Origin of the sequence: Bacillus sp. AFS012607, from assembly GCF_002558005.1 — a bacterium.
Lineage (GTDB): Bacteria > Bacillota > Bacilli > Bacillales > Bacillaceae_G > Bacillus_A > Bacillus_A thuringiensis_S.
Window position 1 is genome coordinate 99,088 of the sequence record NZ_NTVM01000012.1, and the last position, 13,059, is coordinate 112,146.

Below are 13,059 nucleotides of genomic sequence, written 5' to 3' on the forward strand. Positions count from 1 at the left end.
CTTCTCTTAGCCGTTTACACTAATTGTAATTTTACTAAGCGCTCTGCAATTTGAACAGAATTCCATGCAGCGCCTTTTAATAAGTTATCAGATACGACCCAAAGATGGAATCCTTTATCGTTATTTAAATCTTTACGGATTCTTCCAACGAATACTTCGTTTTTACCTACTGCAGTAGCTGGCATTGGATATAACTGCTCTTCTGGATTATCTTGCAGAACAATACCTTCCGCATTTGCAAGTAAGCTCTTTAATTCTTCTACTGTTACGCCTTCTTTTTCTACTTCGATGTAAACAGACTCAGAGTGTCCTGATACAACTGGTAAACGTACACACGTTGCCGCTACTTCTAATTCAGGCATATGCATAATTTTTTTCGTTTCGTTAATCATTTTCATTTCTTCAAATGTAAATCCATTATCTTGGAACTTATCAATCTGTGGAATCGCATTAAAAGCAATTGGGAAATGCTTCTTATCACCTGATACAGGAAGAACATTTGCCTTAACTTCTTCGCCATTTAAGATTGCTTGTGATTGTTCATGAAGTTCTTCAATAGCTGCCGCACCAGCACCTGATACAGCTTGATATGTGGAAACGATTACTCGTTTTAAACCATATTGCTGACGAACTGGCTCAAGAGCTACTACCATTTGAATTGTAGAACAGTTTGGATTTGCAATAATGCCATTATGTTCTTTTAAGTCATTTTCATTTACTTCAGGTACAACAAGTGGCACGTTTTCTGTCATACGGAATGCACTTGTATTATCAACAACAATCGCACCGCGTTTTGCTGCTTCTGGCGCTAATTGTTTCGATACAGATCCACCAGCACTAAATAGTGCGATATCTACTCCTTCAAAGCTTTCAGGAGTTGCCTCTTGAACTGTAAATTCTTCGCCTTTAAATACAAGTTTCTTACCTGCAGATCGTTTAGATGAAAGTAACGTTAACTTCCCAATCGGAAATTCTCGTTTCTCTAAAGTATTTAACATTTGTTCACCAACTGCGCCGGTTGCTCCAACTACAGCGACATGAAAAGTTTTTTGCTTTTCCATCACTATGCCCCTTTCTAGATACCAATCCTTCTATAACTTAGAATCAGAAGGAGTATACAATACCCCTTCTAATCTTAATAACGTTAATTTTATCATATTCTACAGTAAGAATGATGGTTTCATCAAAAATTGTCCGTTTTTTTTCGTTTTTTAATTCATATATCTGAATTTTTCTACGACCACCGGTTGCAATTGCTTTCCTTGCAGTGCTTCTAATACTGTGTCTTCCAGCAGCTCCATGCGAGCTACCATTGAGTTGGGTTTTTTCTCTGGTGCATCTTGACCGAATGGAACGAAGTAGATGTTTTTTGTTGCCATTAGGCGCATGAGATTTACCCCATTTAATCCTAATGCATCATTCGTCGAAACCGCCAATACGACAGGCTTGCCATTTCTTAACGTCGCTTTTGCTGCCATTAGTACTGGAGAGTCTGTCATTGCATTTGCAAATTTACTCATAGAATTTCCTGTTAAAGGAGCGATTACCATGCAGTCTAATGGAATTTTAGGTCCAAGTGGCTCTGCTCCAACAATTGAATTAATTGCTTTAAAACCTGTTATTTCTTCAATTTTCTTAATCCACTCTGCTCCTTCTCCAAATCTAGTATTTGTTGATTGAACAGTGTATGAAACAACGGGACGTACTTCTGCCCCTTCAGCAATTAATTTTTCTAAGTGCGGCATAACTTCCTCATACGTACAATGTGAACCCGTAAATCCGAAACCAATTCGTTTCCCCTTCAAACTCATTTCTTTTCCTCCTCCTTTGCAATTGCATCTGCTGCTAATAACTGAGAAAGAACATTTGCTAAAATTTGCCCAGCCGTTTTGGGAGCAACAATACCTGGTAATCCAGGTGCTAGCAACGCTTTGACTCCTCTTTTTTCCGCATATCTAAAGTCAGTACCGCCTGGTTTAGAAGCTAAATCAATCACTAACGTATGAGCTGGCATTTTTGCAATAACATTCGCTGTTACAACGAGGTGCGGAATTGTATTGATTACAATATCGATATTTCCTACTTCTTTCTCTATGTCTTGCATATGAAAAGGAGAAAACATCATTTCTGTAATACGTGCAATATGTTCAGATCGTCTTGCTCCAACTTTGACATGGGCTCCTAATGATTGAAATGCTCTCGCAACACTCATTCCTGTTCTACCAAATCCTAGAACCATTACATTGGACCCATGAATTGTATAGTCGGTATGTTGAATTACCATCATTAATGTACCTTCTACAGTTGGAATAGAATTGTATATTGCCACATCATCACGATCAAATAATTTAACAAGTTTTCGGTTCGTAGTAGATACGAGATTTTCCAAGTAAGGTGTACCAATACCCGAATATATAGTAAAGTGTTCTGGTGTATTTTCAATTTGTTCTTTCGTTATTGAAACTTTTTCATTTGAAAAAATAGTATCTACTTCTCCTTTAGCATTTGTACCTGCAACCGGCAAAATAATTGCGTCTACAGAAGTGAAATCTAAATTTTGTATACTTTCTTTTGCTGCCCCTGTGAAACCATGATCTAACTGATCAAACCCTATCAAAGAAAGTTTCGCATCCAATTCAACTAGCTTACGAATTACTTCTAGCTGCCTTGCATCTCCTCCTATGACAGCAATATGCATCTCAGTCAACATTCCCTAATTCACCTTCTTTTTCTGTCATTTATAAGAAAAGTGCCTACTTTTTCTTTTTCCTCCACATCATATGTAATGTACGAGTTTATGGTGATTGAAAATCCAAATGCACATATGATTTATCAGGTTTCTATGTAGATACAAAAAAAGATGACCAAAATGGCCATCCTTCACTCCGAATTTGAACGATCTATACTATCACAAAGAAGCATATCATGTCCGACTTTCTTTATTTGACTCCATGCCACCCTTACTTCTTGTGGTTCCTTTTTAAAACCTCCCCACTTCCCTACAGGTATTATAAGTGTTTGTATTTGTCCGTCTTTCTCATTAATCTCTAAATCCATATAACCTAAGACTCCCATTTTTTCCGCTTTTTCTATATCTACAACCTCTTTACCACTTAATTCACTTAATCGCATACATACTCCACTCCCACTACTGAATTTTTCATTTGCATTGTCTATAATTAGTACCTATTCTATATGTATAAAAAAAATAACCTTCTCTCATTTAAAAAGAGAGAAGGTTATTATCAGATACATCATAAAAATCGATTATAGTTTTATTCCTTTTGGAAGTTTTCCATCTGGACTAATAAGTGCCGCAGAGAATTCATCAGTAAACATGTTGCGAATTAATCCGTCCACATTTTCTTTTGTTACAGTGTTTACACTTTCAATAATCTCATCAAGTGAACGATGTTTACGAAGAAGCAATTCATTTTTACCGTTACGGCTCATACGGCTATTTGTACTTTCTAAACTTAACATTAAGTTTCCTTTTAATTGCTCTTTACTATTCATAAGCTCTTTTTCTGTAATACCTGTATTTTTCAATGTCTCTAATGTTTCTTGCATTGTTTCATACAGTGTATCTAATTGTTGGCTACCTGTTCCACCGTAAAGTGTTAACATACCTGTATCTTCATAAGAAGAGTGGTAAGAAAATACCGAGTAAGCTAATCCACGTTGCTCACGTACTTCTTGGAATAAACGGCTACTCATGCTACCGCCTAAAACATTATTTAATACAATTAAGTTATAAATATCTTCGTGTCCCATTTGTAAACCTTTATATCCTAGACATAAATGAGCTTGTTCCGTTTCCTTTTTACGGGCTACCTTATTAAAATGGAAAATTGGGCTATGTACTTGTTCACGGTTTGTTGTTCCTTCATAACTACCGAAATATTGCTCCACTGTTTGTAAAAATGCTTCATCAATATTTCCTGCAACTGATACAACTACATTTTCAGGTGTGTAATGATCTTTTATATATTGACGTAACGTATCACCTGTAAACGTATTAAGCGTTTCTTCTGTTCCTAAAATAGGATATCCAAGTGGATGCGTTTCATATGTTGCTTTCGTTAACATATCATGCACAATATCATCTGGCGCATCTTCGTACATTTTAATTTCTTCACATACGACATTCTTCTCTTTTTTCAGTTCTTCCTCATCAAATGTTGAATTAAAGAACATATCTGCTAAAACATCTAAAGCATATTTAGCATGCTCATCTAATACTTTTGCATAGTAACAAGTATATTCTTTTGAAGTAAATGCATTCACTTGACCACCAATGCTATCAAATGATTCTGCAATCTCTCGTGCACTACGTGTCTCTGTCCCTTTAAAGAACATATGCTCTAAAAAGTGAGAAATCCCATTATTTTTTTCATTTTCATTTCTTGATCCCGCATGGATCCAAATACCAATTGCAACCGATCTTACAGTTGGTATATTCTCCATAACTATTCTTACACCATTTTTACAAGTATATTTTTTAATCAAAAACTTTCCTCCTACTGCCAGTTTCTCTAAATAAAACGCTATTATTTAATGATAACAAGTTTAAGGATGAATGTCATGCAAATGTATTTAATCCACACGTTTTTCATCCAGTAATTCAGTTATATTCCCCACTTTATATCCTTGTTCCTTCAATTTTGTAATCATTATATCTAAAGCCTCTGCTGTAGACGAAGTAGGATGCATTAATATGATAGCACCTGGATGTATTTTTCTCATTACTCTCTGCAATAGTACATCTGGCTCAGGTCGCTGCCAATCAATCGTATCTACAGTCCACATAATCGTTCCCATTTGAAAATCATCTGCAATCTTTACGACTTCATCTCGAAAGCTTCCACTCGGCGGGGCAAACCATCTTACTTTTTGATTCGTTGCTACTTCTATCATTCGATTTGTTTTTTGTAACTGATCTCGTATTTCATCTGAGGATAACGTTTTCATATTAGGGTGTGTGTATGAGTGATTTCCAACTTCTTGTTTTGCATCGACAATCATTTTTGCAAACCGCAAATTTTCTTTCACCCAACGTCCTTCTAAAAAGAAAGTGGCCTTCACATCATGCTTTTTCAAGATTTCTAATATGCGAGGCAAATACTCATTTCCCCATGCCACATTTATTGTTAATCCTACCATCTTTTTATTTGGATGCCCTCTATAAATTGGAGCTGGTGATAAATCTTCCAAATGAACACTCGGTGAGACTTCTTTGAATTCAAGATATTTTTGATCAAATTCCTTTAGCTTCTTCATATTATTATACGATGCTTCAATATCCACTTGTCTTCCATTATATCCAGGTGTTGCCTTCCATATTTTATCAATCATCGCATTTTGAGGTGCAATCTCATACTGTTTTGCATGCTTTTGAATTTCTTCATGCAAGTTATCTTGTGCAAAAACAGAATAAGAGCCTAAACTGACATATAAAGAAAATATACATATGTATGCCAATATACGAACTTTCATATAAACCCTCCCAAATTAACTATATAAAAACATTTTCTTCTTATCTTTGTTAATTTGAGCGTTATAATGAAAACTATACCTATACCGACATAAAAATATATGAACATCATGTTTTTTACATAACAAAAAAAGCCAGTTTAACTGGCTTTTACTTATTGCTGCTCTTGTTTGTCTTCTTCTTTAGCAGCTTCTTTTTCTTGCTCTTCTTTTAGCAATACTTTTCTAGATAGATTTACGCGACCTTGCTTGTCAATCTCGATAACTTTAACTGTAATTACATCACCGATTTTCACAACGTCTTCTACTTTACCTACACGCTCAAGTGCAAGTTCAGAAATATGAACTAATCCATCTTTACCGCTGAATAATTCAACGAAAGCACCGAATTTCTCAACACGTTTCACTTTTCCTTCGTAGATCTCACCTACTTGTACTTCGCGAACGATATCTTCGATAATCTTCTTAGCTTTGTCGTTCATTTCTTGATTTATTGATGAAATGAATACTGTACCATCTTGCTCGATGTCAATTTTAACACCAGTTTCTTCAATAATTTTATTGATTTGTTTACCGCTTGGTCCAATAACGTCACGGATTTTATCTGGGTTAATTGTCATTGTAATAATCTTTGGAGCGTAAGCTGATAATTCAGTACGTGGCTCTGCAATAACAGATAACATATGATTTAGAATGTGCACACGACCAATTTTCGCTTGTTGTAATGCCTCTTCTAAAATCTCACGTGATAAACCATCGATTTTAATGTCCATTTGCAGTGCAGTTACACCTTGTGCTGTACCTGCTACTTTAAAGTCCATATCACCTAAATGATCTTCCATACCTTGAATATCAGATAAAATTGTGTAATGCTCACCAGATTTAACCAGACCCATTGCAATACCTGCAACTGGAGCTTTAAGTGGAACACCCGCATCCATCATTGCTAAAGTACTACCACAAATACTTGCTTGTGAAGTAGAACCATTTGATTCTAATACTTCAGATACAAGGCGTACTGTGTATGGGAAATCTTTTTCAGATGGAATTACAGGCTCAAGTGCGCGCTCTCCTAGTGCCCCGTGACCAATTTCACGACGACCTGGTCCACGCATCGGTCTTGTTTCACCAACACTAAATGATGGGAAATTGTAATGGTGCATAAAGCGTTTTGATTCTTCTACACCAAGACCATCTAAAATTTGCACATCGCCTAATGCACCTAATGTACAAATACTTAATGCTTGTGTTTGTCCACGTGTGAATAAACCAGAACCGTGTGTACGAGATAAAATACCAACCTCTGATGCTAAAGGACGGATTTCGTCACCTTTACGGCCATCTGGGCGAATTTTTTCAACTGTAATAAGACGACGTACTTCTTCTTTTACAATTTTATATAAAATCTCATTTACTTGTCCTAATGTATCAGCGTCAGCTTCTTCAGCTTCGTAATGCTCAATTACACGCTTTTTCACTTCGTTAATTGCATCTTCACGTGCATGTTTCTCATGTACTTGAATTGCAGAATGCATATCCTTCTCAGCCATTTCACGTACAGCTTGATTAAGATCAGCGTCAACTTCATAAAGTTTCACTTCTGATTTCTCTTTACCTACAGCTTGTACAATCTCTTCTTGGAATGCAATTAAACGTTTAATTTCGTCATGACCAAACATAATTGCTTCTAACATTGTTTCTTCAGGCACTTGATCTGCTCCTGCTTCAACCATGTTAATCGCATCTTTCGTACCAGCTACAACTAAGTGGATATCACTTTGTTCTTGCTGTTCTACTGTTGGATTAATAACGAATTCGCCATTAATACGACCAACTGTCGCACCAGCGATTGGACCTTCAAATGGAATATCTGAAATCGATAACGCTAATGAAGAACCAAGCATAGCTGCCATTTCAGAAGAACAATCTTGATCAACACTCATTACAATGCTGACAACTTGCACTTCGTTACGGAAACCATCTGCGAATAGCGGACGAATTGGACGGTCGATTAAACGACTTGCCAAAATTGCTTTTTCACTTGGACGACCTTCACGCTTAATAAAACCGCCAGGAATTTTTCCGACTGCATATAAACGCTCTTCATAGTTTACTGTAAGTGGGAAAAAATCTACATTTTTAGCTTCTTTTGATGCAGTTGCTGTAGATAGAACCGCTGTATCGCCATATCTTACTAATACTGCTCCGTTCGCTTGTTTGGCAAGCTGACCAGTTTCAACTGTTAGCTGGCGACCAGCTAAATCTATCGAGAAGACTTGCTTTTCTTGACTCATTTAAGTACCCCTCTCAATTTAAAGTATTCAATTCTTCTATGTAAATGGATAGTATATCACAATATTCTACCTCTAGTATTGCCTAAAATTAAGTAAGCTATAAAGCGTAGAAGATATATTTTTACCTAACAAAAAAGCGGGAATATTCCCGCTTCTTTGACTATCGACGTAAGCCAAGCTTTGTGATTAATTCACGGTAACGTGTGATATCGCTATTACGAAGGTAAGTTAGTAAGTTACGACGTTTACCAACCATCTTTAATAGACCACGACGTGAATGATGATCTTTCTTGTGAGTACGTAAGTGCTCGTTTAGAGTGTTAATTTGCTCCGTTAGGACAGCAATTTGAACCTCTGGAGAACCAGTATCAGTCTCATGAGTTCTAAATTGTGCAATGATTTCGTTTTTACGCTCTTGTGTTAAAGCCATCCTATTTCACCTCCTATTAATTAAACCCCCAATTACCTAGCAAGCGTCGGTGAGTCGCAATGCCAAGCAATGGTTGTCATAAAGTACATAACATAGAATACTACTTTTCATTTGAAAAAGCAAGTATATTCTTTTCGCTCGCAAAATATTCTTGTGCTGTTTTCTTATCTTTTGCGATTTGTTCAACTAACTCATCAATGCCATTGAATTTCTTCTCTTCTCTTATACGCATATGCCACTCTACTGTAACATTTTGGTCGTATATATCTTTGTTAAATTCAAATAAGTGCACTTCAATTGATAATTGACGCTCATCTTCTTTAAAAGTCGGTTTATATCCAATATTACATACACCATCGTACCATTCATCGTGAACTTTTAATCTCACTGCATAAACACCTACAGGTGGCAATAAATACTCATCACTTAAACCTACATTAGCTGTTGGAAAACCAATTTGGCGTCCACGTTTGTCGCCGTGTATAACTGTTCCCGCTACAGTATAGGCTCTACCTAAAATAGATGGAATTTGTTCCATTTCGCCATTTCGAATTAACTTTCGTAATGCTGTAGAACTTACTTTCTCTTCTTGAAATTCAACTTTTTCAATCACAGTCTGTGTAAACTCCCCTCTTGCATGAAATGGTAAAGTCTCCATCTTTCCTTTTCCTAAACGTCCATATGAATAATCAAACCCTGCTACTACATGCTTTACATTTAAACCAATAATATAATCATCTACAAATTGTTGCGGTAATAACCCTGCAAATGATTCATCAAATTTAATCACATATAATATATCGATTCCTAAGCTTTCGACTATTTTTTCTTTATCACGCATTGGTGTAATATACTCCACATGCGCATCCTTTTTCCCTAAAACAACAGATGGGTGGGGATGAAATGTCATAACTGCACTTTTATATCCTCTGTCGTCCGCTATTTTTTTCGCAGTTCGAATTACACATTGATGTCCTAAATGAATGCCATCAAAAAATCCTAATGCCATTACAGTAGGTGGTAATTCTAATTTATTTTGTTCATGTGGATGAGTTAAATGAATAAGTTTCACGCTTGAATTCACCTTTTTCTGTAATAATCCTTCCAATAATTCATTATAGCTTTAGTTCTTGATTATTCACAAGTACTTTCATCGGCTTTAACATGCCAGGATGTTTCGGATGATGTTCATAAATTGCTAAGCAACGATCATTTTTATCAAACACTGTAATAAATGGTGCCGTTATTTCTAATTCATTCTTTAAGAACATACCATTCTTAATTTTCTCTGCTTGCTTTTCATCTACAACCATTTTTGGAAACTTACTTAATGCTTCATCAATTGAAATGAAGATAGACTCTACTGTTCCATTTTGCACGTTTTCTTCAATTTCTTCAAATGATATGCAATCTTCTAATAAAAATTCACCAGATGCCGTTCTTACAAGGTGAGACATATGTGATGGGAAACCAAGTTTCTCCCCAATCATTACCGCTAACGTTCTTACATATGTTCCTTTACTACACGTTACACGGAAACGGAATGAAATATTTTCTCCTTCAAAAACTTCACGATCATCAAGTAATACGAACTCATGAATCGTAATTGTACGAACTGGACGTTCCACCTCTTGTCCTGCTCTTGCATATTCGTATAATTTTTTCCCGTTTACTTTTACAGCCGAGAACATTGGTGGCTTTTGTTCAATCGTGCCTGTTAATTCAGCAAGAACTTTTTCTATTTCCTTACGAGTAATAGCACGATCTATATTTTTCGTTTCAACAACCTCACCAGAAGCATCTTCAGTTGTCGTTGAAAATCCTAATGTTACTTCACCTTCATATGTTTTCGTTTCACTTGTTAAAAATTGTGCAATTTTTGTTGCTCTTCCGACGCAAATTGGTAATACTCCTGTTACATCTGGGTCTAATGTTCCCGTATGACCAATTCTCTTTTCTCTCAATACCTTTCTTAATTTAAATACACAATCATGTGATGTCATGCCTTTTGGCTTATGTAATAATACTACACCTTCCATATATGTTCACCTCATCATAATTCTTTCGTAGTAAATATCCAAAACTTATTTTGCATTGAAAAAATGGATAGACAAATGTCTATCCATTATTCTTCACGTTTACCGTCTTTATTAATTTCATGTAAAAGTGTATCAATTCGATGACCATATCCGATAGACTCATCAAACTCAAAGGTAATTTCCGGTGTTTTACGAAGACGAATACGTTGGCCAATTTCTGAACGAATAAAGCCTTTTGCCTTCGCTAAACCTTTTAACGTATTTTCTTTCTGTTCTTCGTCACCTAAAACAGAAATATATACTTTGGCAATTTGTAAATCACCACTCACTTGTACATCTGTTACTGTAACAAATCCGATACGTGGGTCTTTAATTTTACGACTAATGATGTCGCCTAATTCTTTTTTCATTTGCTCGCCTACACGGTTTGCACGTAATTTCATAACTCTTCACCTCATTCAATACCATTCCAATTGTGTTATCGTACGTTCAATTTCAGGAAATGAATCGATGTACTCCAGTACACGATTCATTTCTTTTTCACAGATAACACGATTTGAGGATACGGAAACAATCGCAATTTCTGTACGTTGCCATACATCTTGATGCCCAACTTCAGAAACAGCTACATTATAGCGCTGTTTCACACGAGTTAGCACTCGTTGCAAAATTGCCCGTTTCTCTTTTAAAGAATGTACATCGTAAATCATACACTCGAATGAGAGTGAAGCGACAATCATCGCTTCACTTCTTCCATAACGTATGCTTCAATGATGTCCCCTTCTTTAAGGTCATTATATCTCTCAATTGTAATACCACACTCATAGTTTTGTGCAACTTCTTTTACGTCGTCTTTGAAACGTTTTAACGTATCAAGTTGTCCTTCGAAAATTACTATACCATCGCGGATAATACGAACGCCACTATCGCGTGTAATTTTACCGTCAATTACGTAACAACCTGCAATTGTTCCAACTTTTGTTACCTTGAATGTTTGACGAACTTCCGCTTGACCGATTACTTTTTCTTCGAATTCTGGATCAAGCATACCTTGCATTGCTAATTCAATTTCTTCGATTACTTTGTAGATAATGCGGTGTAAGCGAACATCAACGTTCTCTAATTCAGCTGTACGCTTCGCGTTCACATCCGGACGTACGTTAAATCCAATTACAATTGCATTAGATGCAGAAGCTAAAATAATATCAGATTCTGTAATCGCACCTACACCAGTGTGAATGATTTTAACTTTTACGCCTTCAACATCAATTTTACGAAGTGATGCTGCCATCGCTTCAACAGAACCTTGTACGTCTGCTTTTACGATTAAGTTGATTTCTTTTACATCGCTCTCTTGGATTTGTTGGAATAAATCTTCAAGGCTTAATTTAGATTTCTCACCACGTTGTGCAACTAACGCTTCTTGTGCACGTGATTCACCGATTTGACGAGCTTTCTTCTCATCAGCGAATGCCATGAAACGATCTCCAGCCTGTGGTACTTCATTTAAACCTGTAATTTCAACAGGAGTTGATGGACCAGCAACTTTTACACGACGACCAATATCACTTACCATTGCACGAACACGTCCGAATGAAGTTCCAACAACAATTGGATCTCCAACTCGAAGCGTACCGTTTTGAACTAATAATGTCGCGATAGTTCCTTTACCTTTATCAAGCTGTGCTTCAATTACAGTACCCGTTGCATAACGATTTGGGTTTGCTTTATATTCTTCTACTTCACTTACAAGAAGAATCATCTCTAGCAAGTTGTCAATGCCTTCGCCTTGAATTGCAGAAATTGGTACGAAAATTGTGTCTCCGCCCCAAGCTTCTGGAACTAATTCATATTCTGTTAATTCTTGCATTACACGATCAGGATTCGCCGCTGGTTTATCCATTTTATTCACAGCAACAATAATTGGTACTCCAGCTGCTTTTGCATGGCTAATCGCTTCAACTGTTTGTGGCATAACACCGTCATCAGCTGCAACAACAAGGATTGTAATATCAGTTACTTGCGCACCACGAGCACGCATTGTTGTAAATGCCGCGTGACCAGGCGTATCTAAGAATGTAATTTTCTTATCATTTACTTCAACTTGGTATGCACCAATATGCTGAGTAATTCCACCAGCTTCGCCAGCAGTTACTTTTGAATTACGAATAGAGTCAAGTAATGTTGTTTTACCATGGTCAACGTGTCCCATAATCGTAACAACAGCTGGACGCTCTTTTAAGTTTTCTTCATCATCTTGCTCATCCATGAATGTTTCAAACTCAGTTTCACTTACCACTATTTCTTCTTCTACTTCAATACCGTAATCAGTAGCGATTAACTCAATTGTATCTTTATCTAAATCTTGGTTAATTGTCGCCATAATTCCTAGCATGAAGAGCTTTTTAATAATTTCAGATGGCTCTTTGCTTAACTTTTTAGCAAGTTCACCTACTGTAAGGCTTCCAGAGAAAGTAATTTTATCTGGTGTTTCTACTATTTGTGTTTGTTGTCTTCCAGCAAAGTTATCTTGACGTTTGTCTTCATTTCCTTTGCCTTTTTTCTTTTTCTTATTGCTGTTCTTTTTACTGCGAACAACTTTCTCTTCTACTTCAAACTCATCTGCAACAGAAGGTTTTTCCGCTCCAGTGTTATATTCATTATCTAATTTATTTACTACTTCGTCTTCTAACATTGTCATATGATTCGAAACCTCGATATTCATCTCTTTAAGTTTTGTCATAAGATCTTTACTTGAGATATTATTTTTTTTTGCATATTCATGTACTCGAATTTTACTCAT

At 36.3% G+C, this 13,059-nt stretch carries 13 protein-coding genes; all 13 read right to left on the bottom strand.

What is annotated here, in order from left to right; genetic code table 11:
• Window positions 1-14: 14 nt before the first annotated feature.
• The 13 genes from asd to infB all read right to left on the bottom strand — a co-directional run bounded on the left by asd (window position 15) and on the right by infB (window position 13,059).
• On the bottom strand, window positions 15-1,061 hold the full coding sequence (gene asd / locus CN409_RS13865; protein WP_000414849.1) for an aspartate-semialdehyde dehydrogenase: 1,047 nt from the start codon (window positions 1,059-1,061) through the stop codon (window positions 15-17).
• Between the two features lie 150 nt (window positions 1,062-1,211).
• Window positions 1,212-1,811: a dipicolinate synthase subunit B gene (dpaB, locus tag CN409_RS13870; RefSeq protein ID WP_000053596.1), complete on the bottom strand. Its 600-nt coding sequence runs from the start codon at window positions 1,809-1,811 to the stop codon at window positions 1,212-1,214.
• Window positions 1,808-2,710, bottom strand: a complete 903-nt coding sequence (dpaA, locus tag CN409_RS13875; RefSeq protein ID WP_000954735.1) for a dipicolinic acid synthetase subunit A — start codon at window positions 2,708-2,710, stop codon at window positions 1,808-1,810. The genes dpaB and dpaA overlap by 4 nt, the downstream gene beginning before the upstream one ends.
• Before the next feature lie 170 nt (window positions 2,711-2,880).
• Window positions 2,881-3,132 (bottom strand): YlmC/YmxH family sporulation protein, encoded by a 252-nt coding sequence (locus CN409_RS13880; protein WP_001239759.1) that lies wholly within the window; start codon window positions 3,130-3,132, stop codon window positions 2,881-2,883.
• A 135-nt stretch (window positions 3,133-3,267) separates the two neighbouring features.
• A complete protein-coding gene (locus CN409_RS13885; RefSeq protein ID WP_000593001.1) occupies window positions 3,268-4,509 on the bottom strand; it encodes a M16 family metallopeptidase in 1,242 nt (413 codons plus the stop codon).
• Window positions 4,510-4,596: 87 nt separating this feature from the next.
• Window positions 4,597-5,496 (bottom strand): polysaccharide deacetylase family protein, encoded by a 900-nt coding sequence (locus tag CN409_RS13890; protein WP_000868223.1) that lies wholly within the window; start codon window positions 5,494-5,496, stop codon window positions 4,597-4,599.
• Between the two features lie 152 nt (window positions 5,497-5,648).
• Window positions 5,649-7,787, bottom strand: coding sequence for a polyribonucleotide nucleotidyltransferase (gene pnp, locus CN409_RS13895; RefSeq protein ID WP_000076744.1), 2,139 nt, complete (start codon window positions 7,785-7,787; stop codon window positions 5,649-5,651).
• A gap of 160 nt (window positions 7,788-7,947) precedes the next feature.
• Window positions 7,948-8,217, bottom strand: a complete 270-nt coding sequence (gene rpsO, locus CN409_RS13900; protein WP_001229392.1) for a 30S ribosomal protein S15 — start codon at window positions 8,215-8,217, stop codon at window positions 7,948-7,950.
• A gap of 100 nt (window positions 8,218-8,317) precedes the next feature.
• Complete coding sequence (ribF, locus tag CN409_RS13905; RefSeq protein WP_000766703.1) at window positions 8,318-9,289, bottom strand: bifunctional riboflavin kinase/FAD synthetase; 972 nt, start codon at window positions 9,287-9,289, stop codon at window positions 8,318-8,320.
• A gap of 43 nt (window positions 9,290-9,332) precedes the next feature.
• Complete coding sequence (gene truB, locus CN409_RS13910; RefSeq protein WP_000399363.1) at window positions 9,333-10,256, bottom strand: tRNA pseudouridine(55) synthase TruB; 924 nt, start codon at window positions 10,254-10,256, stop codon at window positions 9,333-9,335.
• A gap of 86 nt (window positions 10,257-10,342) precedes the next feature.
• Window positions 10,343-10,699 (bottom strand): 30S ribosome-binding factor RbfA, encoded by a 357-nt coding sequence (gene rbfA, locus CN409_RS13915; RefSeq protein WP_000776437.1) that lies wholly within the window; start codon window positions 10,697-10,699, stop codon window positions 10,343-10,345.
• Between the two features lie 15 nt (window positions 10,700-10,714).
• Entirely contained in the window at window positions 10,715-10,996 is a 282-nt protein-coding gene (locus CN409_RS13920; RefSeq protein ID WP_000634349.1) for a DUF503 domain-containing protein, read from the bottom strand.
• Window positions 10,993-13,059 (bottom strand): translation initiation factor IF-2, encoded by a 2,067-nt coding sequence (infB, locus tag CN409_RS13925; RefSeq protein WP_000036346.1) that lies wholly within the window; start codon window positions 13,057-13,059, stop codon window positions 10,993-10,995. The genes CN409_RS13920 and infB overlap by 4 nt, the downstream gene beginning before the upstream one ends.